Below are 18,519 nucleotides of genomic sequence, written 5' to 3' on the forward strand. Positions count from 1 at the left end.
CGGAAATGAGTATGACGGAGGAAAAGCAGAGGCATTTCGTCGACACCGCGCCGTTCGACCCCAATCGGGTCGAGCCGCCCGATCCCGACCGCGAGCGCTACTACCAGGCCTCGCAGTGGCGGATCGTCTGGTGGAAGTTCAAGCGCCACAAGCTCGCCGTCGTCGCCGGCATCGTGCTCGTGATCTTCTATCTCACGGTGCCCTTCGCCGAGATCATCGCGCCTTACGGCGCCAACACGCGCCACAACGACTATCTCTACGCGCCGCCGCAGGCCGTGCATCTGTTCGACAAGGGCCGTTTCGTCGGTCCGTTCGTGCGCGGCTACGTCGCCGAGCTCGACATGGAGACGCTGTCCTGGAAGTACAGCCCGGATCTGGAATCCGTTCTGCCGATCCGCTTCTTCTGTCTCAGCGAACCGTACAAGTTCTGGGGGCTGTTTCCGGGGCGCTTCCACCTGATATGTCCGACAGCCGGCGAGCCGCTGTTCCTGCTCGGCACGGACCGGCTCGGGCGCGACCTGTTCTCCGGCCTCGTCTACGGGGCGCGCCTGTCGCTGACGATCGGCATCATCGGCGTCGCCATCTCCATCGTGCTGGGCATGTTCTTCGGCGGCATCGCCGGCTATTTCGGCGGCTTCATCGATTCCTCGGTGAACCGGCTGATCGAGATCCTGCGCTGCATTCCCGAACTGCCCTTATGGATGGCGCTGTCGGCGGCCCTACCGGTCACGTGGAGCCCGATCTGGATCTATTTCGGCATCACCATCATCCTGGGGATGCTGGACTGGCCGGGGCTGGCGCGCGCCGTGCGCTCCAAGCTGCTGTCGTTGCGCGAGGAAGAGTATGCACGTGCCGCCGTGCTGATGGGGGCGAAACCGCGCCGGATCATCTCCAAGCACCTCCTGCCCGGTTTCACCAGCCATCTGGTGGCGAGCGCGACGCTGGCGATCCCCAACATGATCCTCGGCGAGACGGCGCTGTCGTTCCTCAATCTCGGCCTGCGGCGCCCGGCGGTCAGCTGGGGCGTGCTCCTCAACGAGGCGCAGAACATTACCATCGTCACGGTCTATCCTTGGCTGATGGCACCGGTTATTCCTGTGATCATCGTCGTGCTCGCCTTCAACTTCCTCGGTGACGGGCTGCGCGACGCCGCCGATCCCTACAAGACCTGACCAGAAGGAAAACCGATGCCGAATGCCGCCACGGGCGATGAGTGGGATGCCGAGTATCGCGATGGCCGCTGGGGCTTCCTGCTCGACATCAAGGAGGTCGGGCGCACTGGCGTCATCACCGCCTGGCTGAAAACCACCGGCACGGGCGCCAGTGTCCTCGATATCGGCTGTGGCGAGGGCATCCTCTATCGCCACCTCGATCCCGCCGTGCTGACCCGCTATGTCGGCGTCGACCTGTCCGAGGAAGCGCTGGCGCGGGCCGGCATCGACGATGAGCGCGCCAGCCTCGTCGCCGCGGATCTGGAATCCTTTTCGCCGGCGCCGGGCGAAAAGTTCTCGGCGATCGTGTTCAACGAGGTCCTGCATTTCGCCGAGGACCCCGGCGCGCAGATCGCCCGCTACGTCGAGTGGCTCGCGCCAGGCGGCATCATCGCGGTGTCGATGTACGCGCCCTGGAAGGAGACCGGTGGCGGCTATGCCAAGGTGCGGGCGATGGAACAGGGCACCGACACGGCCGACTGGGAGCTGCTCGACGCACTGGAGCTGACCAGCCAGGCCAAGAACGTGCGCTGGCGGCTCAGGCTGCTCCAGCCGAAGGCATGACGCCGAACAGCGCGTCCAGCGCCGGCCAGCGCACGGCCGGGTGATTGGTCGTCACCGACAGGAACACCTCGATGAACGCGCGGCAGCCGGCGTCGTGGTCGAGATGGTGGCTGAGCAGGCCGAGCGGGTCCGGATCCGGCCCGCCGCGACGGCCGATTTCCTCTTCCATCACCTTCAGCATCTTCGCGTAGCCGGCGAAGACCCGACCGCCTTTCCAGTCGATGATGTCGACATGGGTGTTGATGCAGGCCGGGTCGTCGGCGTGCATGCGCGCGAAGGTGGTCAATCCCTTGAGCCCCGCTTCGCCGCGCCGGGCGGCAACCTCGTCGCCGATCCGGTTCCAGGGCGGGGTCAGGACCGGCAGGAAACGGGGGCCGAAGAGCGCCTCCAGCTTGCGCCGGCCGTCCGACAGCTCGGCCAGGACACGATCAGCCGGGCGATGGGCGCCGAGTTCAGCGGCCTTCTCGCCCTTGGGGGCATGGTTGCGATGGGCATAGCCGTGCTGGAAGACGACGGTTGCGTCGGGCTCTCTGGCCAGTCTCTCGGCGAGCGCCGGCACGGCCGGCTCCGGGATCACCGCCAGCGCCAGCGGGACGCCATGCCGCCGGGCGGCGTCCAGCAGATCATCGAGCGCCGGCGACGGCATGGTCGCATCGTCATCGCGCCACCAGATATCGATCGTCCGTCCCGCTTCGGCGACAGAGTTAAGCAATCCCCGAAGAGCGTCAGCGAAATCCGCCGCCTCGCTCATGCCGTCCGGTTCCTCAGGGTGTCGACCGCTTCGATCAGCAGGTCGGCAGAGGTTCGCGCGCCGTCGCGGTCGAGCGTCAGCGCGGCCTTCGGCAGGTCGAGCGCGGCGTCGATGCCCGTGGCGAGCCGATCCGGCGTCATGTCGGCTTCGGGCACCACGGTTGCCAGACCACGCGCGGCCAGCGCCTCGGCGCGTTGCGTCTGCTCGGTCTCGGCACCGCGCGCGAAGGGCACGAACACCGCCGCGCAGCCGGCGGCCAGCACGTCAACGGCGGTGTTGTAGCCGCACTGGGACACCGACAGCCGCGCGCGCTTGAGGAGACCGGGAAAGTCGCGCCGCGCGCGCTCGACCACAATGCGGTCTCCGGCACTCGTCTTCAGGCCGGCAAGCACCAGATCGTCGAGATCCGTCCCGACGAGCACGCGCCAGCGCAGCCGGCCCGCCCGTGCCGACAGAGCGCGTGCGGCAAGCGCCGTCTCGAGCAGCGCGGCACCGACGGCACCGCCGCCGCAGGAGACGACGACTTCGCCGTCCCCGTCACCGTCCGGCGGCTCGGGCGTGCCGGCGCCGGTATCAATATAGCCGGTATAGCGGATCAGACCGGCGATCTCGGCGGCGAAGGGAAAGCTGTCCTCGAAACGCACGAAGGCCGGATCGCCGTGCACCAGCACCAGGTCACAGGTCGCGTGCGCGCGCTCGGCCATGCGGCGCTCCTTCTTCGCGTCGTTCTTGCGCACCAGGATATCGCGGACGGACGCGGCGACGATCGGGCGCGGCACCACGCCCTTCGCCGCCTGCATCAGCGGTTCGAGCTCGAAGGCGAAGGCGTTGCGGCCGAAGGGCCAGGTCTCGGTCAGGAGGATATCGGGTCCGGTCTCGTCGAACACGGACAGGACCCGGTTGCGGCGGCGCGCCTTCCAGCGATCGTCGATGGGCCGGCCGGCCTCGTCGACCACGGCGGAGAAACGGTCGTCGGACGAGCGCGCCGCCGGCAGTTCGATCACCGAAAAGCCGTCGATGGCGACCGTCGGCGGCACACGATTGCCGGAGACGAGAACGGTCTCGACATCGCGGACGGCCAGCGCGCGGGCCAGCGCGGCGGCCCGGACGACATGGCCGGTGCCGAGAAGGTGCTGCACATAGATCAGCGCCTTCATCAAGCCGCCCCCGCGGCGACCGACCGCCGCGACGCATTGGTGCGGACGGCGGCCTCCAGGATCTGTCCGATGGCGCGCCGCGCAGGCGCGATGTCATGGTCCGCCCGTACATGCGCCGCAGCGGCCTTGCCGTAGGCGCGGCGGGTGTCGGCGTCATCGAGGAGCCGGGCGACGGCGGCGGCGAAAGCGGCTTCATCGCCTTCGGCAACGAGCAGGCCGGTCTCGCCGTCCCGCACAATATCGGGCACGCCGCCGGATGCGCCGGCGATGACCGGCAGGCCGGCGGCCTGCGCCTCCAGCAGCGCGATGCCGAAGGCCTCGTTGATCGCCGGCCAGACGAACAGGTCGCCATCGGCATAGACGCCGGCGATGTCCTCCGGCGCGATGGCCCCGCGCCAGTCGATCCGACCGGAGGGGAACAGCGCCAGGATCTCGTCGCGCCTGGCGCCGTCTCCGGCGATCAGCAGGCGCCAGTCCCGCCCCTCAAGGCGTTCGAGCGCCGCCGCGAGCAGGCGGTAGGACGCCTCCTTGTCGCCGGTCCGCATCATCGCCACGGCGACCAGCACCGGGGGTTCGCCCGCCCTGGCGCGTCCCGCCGCCGCGTCGAAGCGCGCGGCGTCGATGAACGGCTTGAGGCGGAACAACCGGCCGGGCTCGAGCAGCGACACCAGCCCCTCGGCATCCTCGGCATGCATGGCCGCCACCGCATCGGCGGCCGTCAGGGCCCGGTCGGCCTGAGCGAACCCGGTCGCCCACGGGCCGGTCGCGTGCTTGGCCGCGCGGCAGCCCTCGATGACGACATAGGGAATGGCAAGCGCCGCGCTCACCGCCGGACCGATCCAGTCGGGCGCCTTGTGATAGAGGTGGTAGGTGATCCACAGGTCCGGGGCCTCGGTCCCGGCCCAGGCGGCGAGCAGACGCCGGACCTCGACGCCGGCTTCGGACTCCAGCTCGGCGAACCGGGCGTCGTCCGGCGTGCGCTGCCAGGTGCGCAGGCGCGATGCGATCTCGACCCGGTGCCCCTCGGCCGCCAGCGCCTTCAGGATCAGGCGCGCGGTCTCGCGGTCGCCGGAGATGACGGGATCGTCCGGCGGCTTCATCGGCGCGTAGAAGGCGATGTTCATGCCGCGTTCCTGGCGAGCTCTGCCTTCAGCATCGCGGTGATCCGATCCAGGCCCGGCTCGCTGGCGAACGTGCTGCGGACACGGTCCTCGCCGGCCCTGGCGAGGCGCGCCCGCTTTTCGGGATCGCGGGAGAGATCCAGGATCGCCTGCGCCAGCGCCTTCGGATCGCGCGGCGGCACCAGCAGGCCGGTGCGGCCATCCTCGATCAGCTCCGGGATCGCCGAGACGGGCGTCGCGATACACGCGGTTCCGAGTGCCTGGGCCTCCATCAGAACGTTGGGCAGGCCGTCGCGGTCGCCGGACTTGGCGATGCGGCTCGGCAGCACGAACAGGTCGGCACCGAGCATCGCCCGCATCACATCGTCATGGGCGCGGGCGCCGCCAAAACGAATCCGATCGGCGATGCCAAGCCTTTCCGCCTGCGCCTTGAGCTTGTCCAGATCGGCACCGCCGCCGATGTGCTCGAAGCGCCAGTCGATGGTGCCACCGATACGGCCGAGCGCACGGATCAGGTCGTCGAAGCCCTTCTTCTCGACCGCGCGGCCGACACTCAGGATCGATACGGGACCGGCGTCGCCGCCGTCGTGAACGGACGGCGCGGCGGCATCGGGAAACCGCGAGAAGTCGAGGCCGTGATAGACGAGGCCGACCTTGGCGTCGCGGTCCGCCAGACCGCCGAGATAGTCGCGATTGAAGCTTGTGCAGGTGACGCCCCAGGCGGCATCGGCGAGCTTCTCGCGCAACTCCCATTCCGGCGTCGTCCAGATGTCCTTGGCGTGCGCGGAGAACGACCAGCCACGACCGGTCAGCAGCGCGGTATAGCGGGCGACAGAGGCCGGCGTGTGCAGGTAGTGGACATAGAGCCAGCCGACATCGGCCGGCAGGTCGCGGGCGAGCACCTGAGCCTGGCCCCAGCGCCGCCAGCGGTTGACGGTGTTGTCGCGGGCAAGATCGCGGCGAAAGGCGCCTTCAGCCGCCTCATAGCCCGAAAGCCCTTCCGCGTAGCGCCGGCCGGCGCGGACGCGCGCGGGATCGTCCTTGAGGTATTCCGGAAGATAGAGCACCTCGGCGCGGATCTTTCGGTGCATGTCGTGGATCGCCGGGTCGGTCGGCCGACGCAACGAGACGATCAGCACCTCGATCCCGCGTTCCTCGAGCCCGAGGATTTCCTGGGCGATGAACGTCTCTGAGAGGCGTGGATAGCCTTTGACGATGACGGCGACTCGGGACATCGATGGCCAGATCAGCGCGCTGAGACGGTTCTGAGAGTCTTCGTCGCCGCGCGCGATTCAAGTATCTCGGCGACGCGCGCGTTGATCCTGTCGAGGCCGTCCAGCAGCCCGGGGGCGCCCGTTTCCAGCGGCGCCTTCTGGCGCGGCAGGCGGGCCAGAGCGCCAATCATCAGGTCGACATCGGGATACTCGTCGATCGGCAGAACGCTCAGCAGACCGGCTTCCTCGGCCTTCAGCGCGCGGATGATCTGCTCCTGGCGCGGCACGATCCGCGGCACCAGGAGCGCCGGGCGGTTGAAGGACAGGATCTCGCAGAAGGTGTTGTAACCGCCCATGCCGACGACGCCGACGGCCGCTTCGAGAAGCGGCTCCATATGAGCGGTGAAACGCTTGACCTTGACGTCGCGCACCTGATCGGCGCGCTCCATGAAGATGGACTGCGAGTTCGAATCCATGAACGGGCCGAGCACGATCAGTGCCGGGAACAGCGGCCGCGTCCGCGCCTCGTAGGCGCGGATCACCCAGTCGACCAGTTCCACGCCGTCGCCCCCGCCGCCGGGCGTGACGAGAATGTACGGATCCTCGCCGAAAGGCAGCGTATCCGGCGAACGCGCCAGCTTCGGCTGCTGACTGCGCAAATAGCCGGTGTAGATCGCCTTGTCGTAGACCGAGGACGACACGCCGACGCCTTCGAGCGGATCGAAGATTTCCCGCAGCCCGAAAATCCAGATGTCGTCGTAGAGGTCCTCGAGCGCGGGCTGGGCGCGCTTGCGCTCCCATTCCTCGCGCAGAACGTCGGGATCGTCCATCACGTCGCGCAGGCCCAGGACGAGATGGACACCACGACGTTTCAACGTCTCCAGCGTCTGCCGGACCTCGCCACGCAGGCCCAGGGGCTCCTTGTCGACGATGAAGATATCGGGATCGAAGACTTCCGCCGTGTGCTCGATGATCGAGGCGCGGATCGCCATGGTGTGCTCGATGTCGATCGGCAGGCTCAGCGAGGTATAGGCGCCGTTGCGCAGCTTGGTGACGCCGGGAACGCGAACGAAATCGACGCGTGTCTTGAATTCGAACGAGCCGATGATCGGCGACCCCGACAGGATAAGGACCGACGCGTCCGGCATCGAATCGACCAGCGAATGGGCGATCGCCCGGCACCGCCGCAGATGTCCGAGGCCGAAGGAATCGTGGCTGTAAATCAGGATCTTCGGCTTCGAAGTGTACATGGTGGCCGAGAGATGACTTGTTTCGTCGGGGAAGCTTATCCAAACATCGTCGCAGACCCTACGCCTCACGCCGCTTCGGGGCAATGCGCTTGTCGTCAATCCGCCATTCCCGTATGACACCCGCATTCAGCGTCCGGACCAGGTAAAGCGATGAGCCGACTCGACAGCATGATCAACCGGCTGGTCGCCCAGCGGATGATCCTGAACCATGCCGCCGACCTCGCGGCGACGCTTCCCGGCCCTGTGCTCGAGCTCGGGCTGGGCAACGGACGCACCTTCGACCACCTGCGCGAAATCATGCCCGAACGCGAGATTTTCGTGTTCGAACGCAAGATTACGGCCTCGCCGCGATCGATACCCGATGCGGAGCACGTAATTCTTGGCGAAATTCGCGACACCCTGCCGTTCTGCGCGCCGCGGATCGGCGGGCCGGCGGCGCTGATCCATTCCGACCTGTCCAACGGCGACCCGACCGACGACCTCGCCCGCAAGGCCTGGCTTTCGCCGATGATCGCGGAGCATGCCGGTCCCGGAACCGTCGTCATCAGCGGTCATGAACTGGACCTTGCCGACTTCGACCGGTTGCCCTTGCCCGAAGGCATCCGCGAGGGACGCTACTACCTCTACCGGAAGCGCTAGGACGAGCCGCTTCGATTCATTCTCCCCGCGGCCTCTATTTCCTGACGACGAGCGTCTTCGACGCCCGAGAGTCCACCCAGTTCTTGTCGCCCGTGTAGAGCACCTTGATCCTGCGCTTTCCGGCCTTCAGGCCGCGCGTGCGCAGGCCCGCCCTGCCGTTCTTCACCTTGACCTTGCCGAGCTTCTTCCTGCCGTCCTTGACGATCGCGAAACCGACGGGTTTCGCCGTCGCCGGCGGGACCGCCTTCACCTGTATCGGGAGGCGAACCAGTTGGCCGACCCTGGGCTTCCTGGGCTTCGCGTTCACCGACGTCTTCGTCTTCGCCTTGCTGACGACATGCACCACCGTCGCGGAGGTGCTGGGCGCGTTTCCGCCATCGCCGCTGTAGCGCGCGCTGATCGGATGATAGCCGGCGTCGAGTTTCGACGTAGTGAAAGACGCGCCGCTGGCGATCATCACGGTACCGGATCCGAACCCGGTCACCGGGACCGGCGCCAGGCTCTCGTCGATCGTGCCGTCGCCGAACTGGCCGTAGTCGTTGTTGCCCCAGCACAGGAGACCCGCGGCAGCGGTCAGCGCGCAGGTGCTTTCATATCCGCCTTCGATCCCGATGAGGCCGGCGGCGATGACGGTCTGCGGCACGGGCACCGCGAAATTTGCGTTGGTGGTGCCGTTGCCGAGCTGGCCGCTGCCGTTGATGCCCCAGCACTGCGCCGCGCCGGAGGCGGCGATCGCGCAGGAATTGTAGCGGAACGCCGCGATCTCCACCGGGACGGCCGACAGGCCGACGACCGGCGCGGGGGTTTCCTCGCAGCACGAGCCTGAGCCCGCCCCCCGGCCGAGCTGCCCGGCCGAATTGTGGCCCCAGCATTTCATGATACCGGTCTTCGTCAGCGCGCACGCATGACCTTCGCCGGTCGAGATTGCGGTAACGCCCGTGGACAAACCGACGACCTGGACCGGAGTAAATCGGGCGACCCGCGTGCCGTCGCCGACCTGACCGGCGTTGTTGTGCCCCCAGCACAGGACGCCATCGTCCGCGGTGAGCGCGCAGGTATGGGCGCCGCCCGCGGCGATTGCGGCGATGCCCGACGTCAGCCCGACGGCCTGGACCGGCATCGTGCGCGTGGCGATCGTCCCGTCGCCGAGGGTGCCGGCGCCGTTGTAGCCCCAGCACTTGACGGCGCCGGTCGCGGTCAACGCACAGGTATGGATCGCGCCCGCGCTGATCGCCACCACGCCCGACGACAGGCCTGCGACCGGCACCGGCGCGGTTCGATAGGTCATGGAGCCGTCGCCCAGCTGGCCCCAACTGTTGTTGCCCCAGCATCGGACGGCGCCGGTGGCCGTGAGGGCGCAAGCGTGGGCGTCGCCCGCCGCGACCGCCACGACGCCGGCGGCGAGCCCCGTCACGGCGCCCGCGGTCAGACGATCGTTCGTGGTGCCGTCGCCGAGCTGTCCGAAATTGTTCAGGCCCCAGCACTGGACACCACCGGCGACCGTCACCGCGCAGGTATGGCCATCGCCGGTGGCGAGGGAGTCCTGCGAGCGGAGCCGGCTGACGGTGCGCGTCGCCAGCGGCGTGTCGCCGTCGCGAAACGTCACCGTGCCGGACGGCGTCGCGCCGGTGACCCGTGCCGAGAACGTCACCGGTTCGCTGTAAACCGTGCGACCCTTCGGATCGGACAGCACTGTGGCTGTCGACCCGGCCAGCGCGGCGCCGGCCAGCGGCAGCGCCAGGCAAACGGTCAAAACGCAGGCGCCGAACGTCCGGATCGCGCCGGACCAAACACGAACATGCATCGAGCAATTCCCTTGAAGTATCGAACGTCTGACGGGGTGATCGCGAGGGGATTACCGGTGGGGGGATTACCGGTGGGGGGATTACCGGTGGGGGGATTACCGGGGGAGGGAAACGTCTATCCGATTACTAGCCAGTTTCCTTTAGGGAAACAACGCGGTTCTGCGTAACGCGCATCGTTAGGCCGAGGTGACCAAAGTCAAGGCGCATCGCGCGGCGCGGTTCCTACATTCCTTTTGCAACCTTAACGGAGACCGAGGGATGACGCGCGAACGCAACGCCATGAGTGCAAGACCCTGGTGGGCGTGGCTCGCCGGCGGGATCGCCGTGGCCTTCGGCATCGCGACGATCCTGTCCGGCGGACGCGTCCTGTTCGGCGGCGAGGCCGCGCGCACGTCGGCCGGCGCCTATGTCGACTTCGTTCTGTGGTTCAATTTCGCGGCGGGCTTCGCCTATGTCATCGCCGGCGCCGGTCTCCTGCTATGGCGACGCTGGGCGGCGCGCTTGTCGCTGGCCATCGCGGCGGCCACGGTCGCCGTCGCCATCGCTTTTACGGTTCATGTGCTTGGCGGCGGGGATTTCGAGATGCGCACCGTGGGTGCGATGGTGCTTCGCGGCGCCGTCTGGATCGCAATCGCCGCTCTCGCCTGCCGGGCGCTCGGCTGCCTGCGGCTTAGCGGTCGACCGTAGGACTGATCGGTCCGTACGCGCCAGACCGCGCCGGCATCTTTGTTTTCCCCATCGAGCCGGATAAGGCTTTCTTGCGATTCTCGTGGCATAGCCGTTTGCCGGTTCGTGCGAAACGGCTAAGATTCGGGCGCTGTTGCGCGATCCGGCCCGTCCGTCGGGCCGGCGCGTAGCTGGGGGAGGCACATGGAATCGTCGCTCTTCCGGTATATCTGGAAGCACAGCAAGCGCCAGCAGGTCGTCATCCTGCTGGTGACGTTCTGCTCGTTCCCGCTAATCTATTATTCGCTCGACCTGCCGAAACAGATCATCAATCAGGCGCTGCAGGGCACCGATTGGCCGCAGCCGCTGCCGCTCGTCGGCGCCGAGCTCGACCAGATCCACTATCTGCTGGCACTGTGCTTCCTGTTCCTGGCGCTGGTCATCATCAACAACGGCATCAAGTTCTGGCTCAACACGGCCAAGAACCTGCTCGGCGAGCGCATGCTGAGACGCCTGCGCTACGACCTCTATCTGCGCATCCTGCGTTTCCGGTTGCCGCGCTTCCGTCAGGTGAGCCAGGGCGAGATCATTCCGATGATCACCTCGGAGGTGGATCCGCTCGGCAACTATATCGGCGACGCCATCGCATTGCCCGTGTTCCAGGGCGGTACGCTGATCGTCTATCTCTATTTCATCTTCGCCCAGGACGTCCTGCTCGGAGCGGCGGCGATCGCGCTCTATCCGCTGCAGATGTGGATCATCCCGTGGCTGCAGGCGAAGGTGAACAAGCTCGCCCGTGATCGCGTTCTCAATATCCGTCGGATGGCGGACCGGATCGGCGAGACAATCTCGGGTGTCCGCGAAATCCACGCCAACGACACCAGCGCCTGGCATCTGGCCGACATCTCGGACCGGCTCCACACGAATTTCGAGATCCGCTACGTCGGCTTCCAGCTGCGCTTCCTGATCAAGTTCATCAACAACTTCATCAACCAGCTCACACCGTTCTTCTTCTATTCGATCGGCGGGTATCTGGTGATCAAGGGCCAGCTTTCCTTCGGCGCCCTGGTGGCCGTGCTCGCCGCCTACAAGGATCTCGCCGGCCCCTGGAAGGAACTGCTCGACTTCTACCAGGCGCGCGCCGACGTCGAGATCAAGTATCAGACGGTCATCGAGAATTTCGACGTCCCGGACGTGAAGTCCGCGGAGCTGCTCACCGACGACGCCGAAGGCGCCGAGGAACTGAAGGGCGAAATCGTCCTCGAAAGCGTGACCTATACCGGTGCCGGCCATCCCATCACGGATGTCAACGCGCAGATCCCGCAAGGGACCACCGTCGCGGTCGTCGGCGAAGATACGGACGGGCGCGGCGACCTTCTCGAGCTGATCGCCGGGCTGGTGGTGCCGGCGAGCGGCGACGTGAAGATCGGCGGCCGTAATCTCGACAATCTGCCGGAAGCCGTCATCGGCCGCTCGATCGCCTATGTCGGACCGAATCCGTACGTTTTCAGCGAGACGATCCGCGGCAACCTCACCTACGGCCTGCGCCACCGCCCGGCGCTTCCCGACGGCTGGCCGGATACGGCCGACGCCAAGCGCAGGTACGACGAGGCGTTGAACACCGCGAACACCTACTTCCCGTTGACCGCCCCGTGGGACGACCTGGCAGAGGCGCAGGTGTCCTCGCCGAAGGAACTCGACAAGCGAAGCCTTGCTCTGCTCGACAAGGTGGGACTGGGCGACGACGCATTCAGGCTGGGTCTCAGCGCCCGCATCGATCCGAAGGCGCCGGGCGCGCCGGTGGCGGAACTGATCACGGCCCGAAAGCGGGCCACCGAACGGATCCTGGACGATCCACAGGCCGCCGATCTCGTCGAGCTGTGGGACGCGACCGCGCTCAATCGAAGCGCCACTCTGGCGGAGAACGTTCTGTTCGCGCTGCCGTCGGATCCGACGGTCTCGATGGGGGATCTGGCGTCCGACCCGCTCGTCATAAAATTTTTGGACAGCACTGGTATCGCCGACGAGTTCCTGCAGATGGGCATCGAGATCGCCCGCACGATGGTCGAACTGTTCGCGCAGCTGTCCGGCGAAGGCTCCTTGCTGGCAGAATTCAGCTTCATCACGCCCGACGAGTTGCCCAACTACGATCGCCTGATCAAGCGCATCGACAAGCAGGGCGTCGGCAAGCTGTCGAAATCGGAGCGCAGCGACCTTATGGGCCTCGCCTTCGAACTGGTGCCTGCAAGGCATCGCCTCGACGTGCTGACCGACGAGCGGACGACAATGATCATTGAGGCGCGGCCCGCATTCCGCACCATGATCGATGCCGAAAGCGACGGGCAGTTCGTCCCCTTCGATCCGGAACTCCTGATCGCGCCGCTGTCCATCGAGGACAACGTGCTGTTCGGCAAGCCGAGGGTGGACCGGCGCGGCAGCCGCGAACGCGTCGACCGGATCATCCGCGACGTGATCGTCGAACTGGGCCTGCAGGGCCAGATCCAGCGGGCCGGGCTCGACTACAACGTCGGTGTGGCTGGCTCGCGCCTGTCTCCCGGCCAACGCCAGCGGATCGCCGTCGTGCGGGCTCTGCTGAAGCGGCCGAACGTGGCGATCTTCGACGGCGTGTTTACCTCCGCCAACGATCCTCTTCTGAAAATCGTGCGCGAGGAACTGGGAGAGGCTACGCTTGTTGTCGGGATCGAGACGCTGGAAGGCGCGCGCGGTATCGAGACAATATTGTCGATGCGGAACGGACGGCTGGCTTCTGTCGGCAACTACGATGAGGTGAGCACGGCGGCCGGCAGCTGACCGGTTGGGGGTCCCGGAACACGGAAATGGTCAGATGAGCATCAACTCCGAAGTCGAAACACTGCGTACTATCCCGATTTTCCGCACGATAGAGCCGGGCAAGCTCAGGCTTCTCGCGTTCATCAGCGAACGTATCACCTTCCGGCCGGGCGAGACTATCTGCACGCAGGGGGAGCCGGGTGATTCGGCCTTTATCATCCTGTCGGGGAACGGCGAGGTCCTGGTCGACATCGGCGGCGAGATGCGCAGGGTCGCCGAAATCAAGAAGAACGACGTCGTGGGCGAGATGGCGCTTTTGACCGACATGCCGCGCACCGCGACCGTCGTCGCCGACAGCGAGATTGCCGCCTTGCGCATCTCCAAGGAGAACTTCTTCCGCATCCTTCACGAATTCCCGGAAGTCTCCATGGAGATGATGCGCGTGCTGGCGCGGCGTCTCGAACGGACCACCCACGATCTCGCCGTCGTGCGCGGCCAGCTGGCGGAGGCCGGAGCGGGCTGATGCATGCTGCCTCCGATCCGGGAATAGTGCTCAGGCTGTGGGGCGTCCGCGGCTCGACTCCGGCACCGGGTAGCGAGACCGTGCGATATGGCGGCGAAACCACCGCGATGGAAGTCGTCATCGGCAGCCGGTCGGTCCTGATCGACTGCGGATCGGGAGCGCGGGCGCTGGGGGACCGGCTATGCGCCGACGGCGTCGACGACATCGACATGCTGTTCACGCATTTCCACCTCGACCACATCTGCGGCCTGCCGTTCTTCAGGCCGGCCTACAATCCGGAGACGATAATCCGCATTCATGCCGGCCACCTCCCGCCCGATGAGGACCCTCGCGCGGCGCTGTGCCGGATCATGTCGCCGCCGATCTTTCCCGTCGCCTTCGATCATCTGGCGGCCTGCGAGTGCATACGGTTCACGGCGTCGGACCGCCTTGTGCTCGCGGGCGGCATCGCTGTCGACACGATCGCGCTCAACCATCCCAACGGCGCCGTCGGCTTCCGCTTCCGCTCAGGCGGCAAGACACTCGTAACCGTCACCGATCACGAGCATGGCGATGCGGAATACGATTCGGCCGTGGCCGACTTCGTCCGCGGCGCCGACGTGATGATCTATGATGGAATGTTCGACGATTCCGAATACGGCGCCCATGTCGGCTGGGGACACTCGACCTGGCAGGAAGGCCTGCGGCTCGCCGTGAGGATGGACGTGCAGATGCCAGTGATCTTCCATCACCATCCCGACCGGACGGACGATCAGCTCGACGCCTACGCCGAGGCAGCAAAACGGCTGCATCCCGGCGCCGTCTTCGCCCGTCAGGGTCTCGAAATCGCGCTTTGAGCCAGTTCCAGGGGCGGCGGGGCCAACGCCGCCGCGGGCGCCGGGTGATACACGCGCTGCGGCCGGCGCACGCCCTTGAGGCTGTAGGTCCCCACTTCGGCGAACCCGTGGTCGGCGTATTCGATGAAATCCTCGCTCGCCAGGATCGGATGCCCGAGATCACGGGTCAGCCCGTTGAGGCGGCTGCCGACATTCACGGCCTCGCCGATCACGGTGAAGTCGAGCCGGTCACGGCCGCCAACATTGCCGTAGAAGACCGCACCCACGTGCAGCGAGATCCCGACGGACAGGTCGCCGGCGCAACAGGACATCTCGGTCTCGTTGATCTGCTCCAGCGCCTCAAGCGCGCCAAGGGCGGCCTCCACCGCGCTGTTGGCGGCCTCGCGCGCCTCGTGCTCGTTGGCGTAGGTGAAGATCGCCAGCACCGCGTCGCCGATGAACTTGAGGATCTCACCGCCGCGCGCCTCGACCGCCTCGGTCATGGCCTCGAAGTAGAAATCAAGCACGTCGACCAGCTCGCGCGGGCCGAACCGGCCCGACAGGTCGGTGAAGCCGCGCAGGTCGGAAAACCAGATCACCGCTTCGATCTGCTGGCCGTCGCCGCGTCTGATCTCGCCGGCGAGCACGCGCGGGGCCGTCCGGCGGCCGATATAAGTGCTCAGGAGCGTCGTCGCGGACCGGCGGTGGGCGTGGATCTCGAACACCATGGCCACCGGGCTCAGGATCGAGTCGAATTGCGCGATATGGCCGTCCGAAAAGCCGTCCGGGTGCCGCGTTGCAAGCGTCATCGACTTGTAGGAACCGTCCGAAAAGATGAGCGGAAAGGCGATGTAGTCCGTCGCGCCCTCCGCCCGCAGGTCGGCCAGGATGCCGTATTCGCCTGGCTCCGGCGTCGGGCTCACCGCCACGCGCACGGTCTCGCCCCGCGTATAGACGTCATACAGAGGGCTGTTGGTGAACATCGAGTCCTCGGCCAGCGCCTGCGGAAACTGGCGCATCGACACCCCCTCGCCTTCGACCCACAGCGTGCTTTCGGCGCGGATCAGGGGGTGCAGGATCGGAATGCCACTGGAAATCCGGTAGACTGGAATCCCCGTCGCGATGAGCTTTTCGCCGAGCGCTGCGATGAAGTCGCCGAGATCGGCGTTCCTGTGACCGTGGTCGAGAATCCAGTCGCGCAGGCCGAGATCAACGGGTTGAGCAGTCATTGGTGCATTCCTTTTTCGACCGACCGTTTGACCGGTAAGGGCCGATCAGGCTAGCACCGCACCATCGGAAAAACGGCGCGGGTCACTCCAATCTATGCCCAATCTCGTCCTCGTCCACTGGCCGGAGCGGCAGGCTCTCGAAGATTTCAACGAGATCGCGCGGCGGATCGAAGAGCGTGCCCCGGAGATAGGTGTGCTCATCGCCGAGAGCAAGAACGACGACCCCGAGCTGGCCGAAAAAGCCGCACAGAAGCCCACGGTCGTCGTCTCGATGATGGAGATCCGGCGTTTTCGCGTGAAGCACGGAACGATCTTCGAGGGCAAAGACCTGCCGAAAAGCGTTCAATACGCGCGGTATCGCGCCGCCGGCATCCCGGTTCCGGACTGGGAGGTGATCACACCCGACACGAGGCTCGACCCGAAGGACTGGGGCCCCTACGTCATCGTCAAGCCGGATCTCGCGCGAAAGGCGGCCGGTATCGTCATCAAAAAGACCGGCCGGGTGCGCTTCGCCGCGCCGGAAACCTATCCGGAGGAGCATCCGGGCCGGACTTCGCCGATGATCGCGCAGAAATTCGTCTACACCGGCCGTTGGGCGAATCACTATCGCGTCACCACGCTATTCGGCCGCACGCTGTTCGCGGTGCGCTGCGAGGCCGACCACGGCTTCCGGCCGCTGGAATCGCGCGACGGGTTCGCCGGTGCCGCCGGGGTCGGCGGCGCGCCGGTCGTCTCCAACAAGAAAAGTTCGCACTACACGCTCGCCTACGACGCGGACGTGATCGCGCTCGGCGAAAAGGCGCATTCGGCCTTTCCCGAAATCCCGCTGCTGGGCCACGATATCGTCCGCGACGCCGACACAGGCGAGCTGTTCGTCCTGGAAAGCAACACGCGCGGCGACGTCTGGCTTCTGTCGTCGGGCACCGGCCGCAGCCTGCAGCGCGCCAACGGCTTCGACCTCTACAGCCAGTTCGACGCGCTGGAGGTGGCCACCGAAGCGCTGATCGACAAGGTGCGCGCGGTTTGCGGCCCCGAATCGTGAAACGGATCTGGGAAACGGGATCCCGCAAGGACGCCTGAGCCCCGGTCCGCTTCCTCTATTTCGCCTTTTGCCTTCTCCATTCTAACCTCGCCTATGCGATCCGCCGCGATTCGGTTGCCGGCGGAAGGAGACAAACGATGAAGTACCTGACGACCGTCGCGGTCCTCGCCGGCCTGCTGACGACCGGGGCGGCCCTCGCCGAGGACGATCCGCAGGCTGGTCACAAACTGGTCGAGGAAAACTGCGCGCGGTGCCATGCCGTCGAGACAACCGGAGAAAGCCCGAACCCGGACGCGCCCCCCTTCCGCACGTTTTCGAAGAAATGGCCGCTGGAGAACCTCGAGGAAGCCCTCGCGGAAGGCATCGTCGTCGGCCATCAGGGCGTCGACATGCCCGAGTTCGTGTTCGAGCCCGACCAGATTTCCGATATCATCGCCTATCTCGGCACGCTGAACGAAACCTAGAGCTGCGATGATCGGACCGAGCGCAGAGGACCTGCTGAGCGACGGCCGCCAGTCGGAAACCGCGCTTTCTGTGCAACGCGGCACCGGGCGGCTGTTGCGCACGCTCGGTTTCTCGATCGTCACCGAGATGCCGCTCGCCTCGGGCCGGCGGGCCGATATCGTCGCGCTGTCGCAGGCCGGCGACGTCTGGATCGTCGAAATCAAGTCGAGCCTCGCCGACCTGAGGGCCGACGGAAAATGGCCCGACTACCGCTGGCATTGCGACCGGCTCTATTTCGCCGCGCCGCCCGAACTTGGCCGCGACATCTTCCCGCAAGACGCGGGCTTCATCGCGGCGGATTCCTACGGCGCGGAGATCCTCGACGAAGCGCCCGAGCACCGGCTGGCAGGCCCGACCCGCAAGGCGATGACGCTTCGCTTCGCCCGGCTGGCGGCCCTCAGGCTGCACAGCCTCGCCGACCCGGCCGCCCGCTTCGACGAAGGCAGCCTTTAGAAAAGCAAGCTGAGAGGACGCCATGCCCAAGACCATCCTGATCACCGGCGGAAGCCGCGGCATCGGCGCTGCGTGCGCGCGGCTCGCCGGTGCGCGCGGCTGGTCGGTCGCCGTCAACTATGCCGGCAACGACGCCGCCGCCGCCGAGACGGTCCGAGCCGTGGAGGCGGCCGGCGGCAAGGCGATCGCGATCAAGGGCAACGTGGCGGAGGAGACCGACGTCATCCGGATGTTCGACGAAACCGAGACGGCGTTCGGCCGGCCGGACGGCGTGGTCAACAATGCCGGCATCGTCCGCACCAGCGCGAAGATCGTCGACATGGACACGGAGAGCACCAGAAAGCTGTTCGATATCAACGTGTTCGGTGCCTTCCTGGTGGCCCGAGAGGCGGCGCGACGGATGGCGACATCGCGCGGCGGCAGCGGCGGCTCGCTGGTCAACATGTCGTCCGCGGCGGCGCGGCTGGGCGGCGCCGGCGAAATGACCGACTACGCCGCCTCGAAGGGCGCGATCGACACGCTGACGCTCGGCCTGTCGAAGGAGCTCGGCCCCGAGGGCATCCGCGTCAACGCCATCCGCCCCGGCCTGATAGAGACCGAAATCCATAACGATTCCGGGGATATGAACCGAATAAGCAGGCTCGTTCCCGGTGTGCCGATGGGCCGGGCGGGCTCGGCGGAGGAGGTTGCCGAGACCGTGATCTGGCTCCTCGACGACGCCTCGTCCTATGTGAACGGGGCGCTCATCGACGTCACCGGCGGGCGCTAGGGCGCGGCCGGCCGAA

18 protein-coding genes are annotated in these 18,519 nt (G+C 66.6%); 11 read left to right on the top strand and 7 right to left on the bottom strand.

Translation table 11 applies throughout. From position 1 onward, the window contains the following. Window positions 1-5 precede the first annotated feature (5 nt). Window positions 6-1,172 carry an ABC transporter permease gene (locus ACSF9G_RS17630; protein ID WP_436643431.1) on the top strand — a complete coding sequence of 389 codons (1,167 nt, stop codon included), beginning with the start codon at window positions 6-8 and terminating at the stop codon, window positions 1,170-1,172. Window positions 1,173-1,187: 15 nt separating this feature from the next. After that, window positions 1,188-1,775, top strand: coding sequence for a class I SAM-dependent methyltransferase (locus ACSF9G_RS17635; protein ID WP_436643433.1), 588 nt, complete (start codon window positions 1,188-1,190; stop codon window positions 1,773-1,775). On the opposite strand, the gene ACSF9G_RS17640 is transcribed toward ACSF9G_RS17635, so the two are convergent. Genes ACSF9G_RS17640 through ACSF9G_RS17660 form a run of 5 tightly spaced genes read right to left on the bottom strand, consistent with a single transcriptional unit; the run spans window position 1,750 to window position 7,268 of the window. Beyond that, the gene (locus ACSF9G_RS17640; protein WP_436643434.1) at window positions 1,750-2,526 is read right to left on the bottom strand and encodes a polysaccharide deacetylase family protein; all 777 of its coding nucleotides are present in this window, start codon (window positions 2,524-2,526) and stop codon (window positions 1,750-1,752) included. The two genes, ACSF9G_RS17635 and ACSF9G_RS17640, sit on opposite strands and share 26 nt — an antisense overlap. Further along, window positions 2,523-3,683: a glycosyltransferase family protein gene (locus tag ACSF9G_RS17645; RefSeq protein WP_436643435.1), complete on the bottom strand. Its 1,161-nt coding sequence runs from the start codon at window positions 3,681-3,683 to the stop codon at window positions 2,523-2,525. The genes ACSF9G_RS17640 and ACSF9G_RS17645 overlap by 4 nt, the downstream gene beginning before the upstream one ends. Further along, window positions 3,683-4,807: a glycosyltransferase family 4 protein gene (locus ACSF9G_RS17650; RefSeq protein WP_436643436.1), complete on the bottom strand. Its 1,125-nt coding sequence runs from the start codon at window positions 4,805-4,807 to the stop codon at window positions 3,683-3,685. The genes ACSF9G_RS17645 and ACSF9G_RS17650 overlap by 1 nt, the downstream gene beginning before the upstream one ends. After that, on the bottom strand, window positions 4,804-6,039 hold the full coding sequence (locus tag ACSF9G_RS17655; protein ID WP_436643437.1) for a glycosyltransferase family 4 protein: 1,236 nt from the start codon (window positions 6,037-6,039) through the stop codon (window positions 4,804-4,806). The genes ACSF9G_RS17650 and ACSF9G_RS17655 overlap by 4 nt, the downstream gene beginning before the upstream one ends. Window positions 6,040-6,050: 11 nt before the next feature. Beyond that, window positions 6,051-7,268, bottom strand: a complete 1,218-nt coding sequence (locus ACSF9G_RS17660; protein WP_436643438.1) for a glycosyltransferase family protein — start codon at window positions 7,266-7,268, stop codon at window positions 6,051-6,053. Between the two features lie 150 nt (window positions 7,269-7,418). Here ACSF9G_RS17660 and ACSF9G_RS17665 point away from each other — a divergent pair, with 150 nt between their 5' ends. Next, entirely contained in the window at window positions 7,419-7,907 is a 489-nt protein-coding gene (locus tag ACSF9G_RS17665; protein WP_436643439.1) for a class I SAM-dependent methyltransferase, read from the top strand. Window positions 7,908-7,941: 34 nt separating this feature from the next. Here ACSF9G_RS17665 and ACSF9G_RS17670 read toward each other — a convergent pair whose 3' ends face one another. Next, on the bottom strand, window positions 7,942-9,711 hold the full coding sequence (locus ACSF9G_RS17670) for an RCC1 domain-containing protein (protein ID WP_436643440.1): 1,770 nt from the start codon (window positions 9,709-9,711) through the stop codon (window positions 7,942-7,944). A gap of 259 nt (window positions 9,712-9,970) precedes the next feature. Here ACSF9G_RS17670 and ACSF9G_RS17675 point away from each other — a divergent pair, with 259 nt between their 5' ends. From ACSF9G_RS17675 to ACSF9G_RS17690, 4 genes are all read left to right on the top strand, one after another. After that, on the top strand, window positions 9,971-10,399 hold the full coding sequence (locus ACSF9G_RS17675) for a hypothetical protein (RefSeq protein WP_436643441.1): 429 nt from the start codon (window positions 9,971-9,973) through the stop codon (window positions 10,397-10,399). 183 nt (window positions 10,400-10,582) lie between these two features. Next, the gene (locus ACSF9G_RS17680) at window positions 10,583-13,189 is read left to right on the top strand and encodes an ABC transporter transmembrane domain-containing protein (protein WP_436643442.1); all 2,607 of its coding nucleotides are present in this window, start codon (window positions 10,583-10,585) and stop codon (window positions 13,187-13,189) included. Between the two features lie 34 nt (window positions 13,190-13,223). Continuing rightward, complete coding sequence (locus ACSF9G_RS17685) at window positions 13,224-13,691, top strand: cyclic nucleotide-binding domain-containing protein (protein WP_436643443.1); 468 nt, start codon at window positions 13,224-13,226, stop codon at window positions 13,689-13,691. Continuing rightward, on the top strand, window positions 13,691-14,527 hold the full coding sequence (locus tag ACSF9G_RS17690) for an MBL fold metallo-hydrolase (RefSeq protein WP_436643444.1): 837 nt from the start codon (window positions 13,691-13,693) through the stop codon (window positions 14,525-14,527). The genes ACSF9G_RS17685 and ACSF9G_RS17690 overlap by 1 nt, the downstream gene beginning before the upstream one ends. On the opposite strand, the gene ACSF9G_RS17695 is transcribed toward ACSF9G_RS17690, so the two are convergent. Beyond that, window positions 14,503-15,735, bottom strand: a complete 1,233-nt coding sequence (locus ACSF9G_RS17695; protein WP_436643445.1) for an adenylate/guanylate cyclase domain-containing protein — start codon at window positions 15,733-15,735, stop codon at window positions 14,503-14,505. The two genes, ACSF9G_RS17690 and ACSF9G_RS17695, sit on opposite strands and share 25 nt — an antisense overlap. Before the next feature lie 94 nt (window positions 15,736-15,829). Between ACSF9G_RS17695 and ACSF9G_RS17700 the strand changes: the two genes are divergently transcribed. The 4 genes from ACSF9G_RS17700 to ACSF9G_RS17715 all read left to right on the top strand — a co-directional run bounded on the left by ACSF9G_RS17700 (window position 15,830) and on the right by ACSF9G_RS17715 (window position 18,503). Then, window positions 15,830-16,777 (top strand): ATP-grasp domain-containing protein, encoded by a 948-nt coding sequence (locus tag ACSF9G_RS17700; protein ID WP_436643446.1) that lies wholly within the window; start codon window positions 15,830-15,832, stop codon window positions 16,775-16,777. A gap of 137 nt (window positions 16,778-16,914) precedes the next feature. Further along, the gene (locus ACSF9G_RS17705) at window positions 16,915-17,241 is read left to right on the top strand and encodes a c-type cytochrome (RefSeq protein ID WP_436643447.1); all 327 of its coding nucleotides are present in this window, start codon (window positions 16,915-16,917) and stop codon (window positions 17,239-17,241) included. Between the two features lie 7 nt (window positions 17,242-17,248). After that, complete coding sequence (locus ACSF9G_RS17710) at window positions 17,249-17,734, top strand: MmcB family DNA repair protein (RefSeq protein WP_436643448.1); 486 nt, start codon at window positions 17,249-17,251, stop codon at window positions 17,732-17,734. Window positions 17,735-17,756: 22 nt separating this feature from the next. Further along, window positions 17,757-18,503, top strand: coding sequence for an SDR family oxidoreductase (locus ACSF9G_RS17715; RefSeq protein ID WP_436643449.1), 747 nt, complete (start codon window positions 17,757-17,759; stop codon window positions 18,501-18,503). Window positions 18,504-18,519: the final 16 nt, after the last annotated feature.

It is taken from the genome of Microbaculum mangrovi (genome assembly GCF_051390635.1).
In the GTDB taxonomy this organism is placed as follows: Bacteria; Pseudomonadota; Alphaproteobacteria; order Rhizobiales; family Tepidamorphaceae; genus Microbaculum.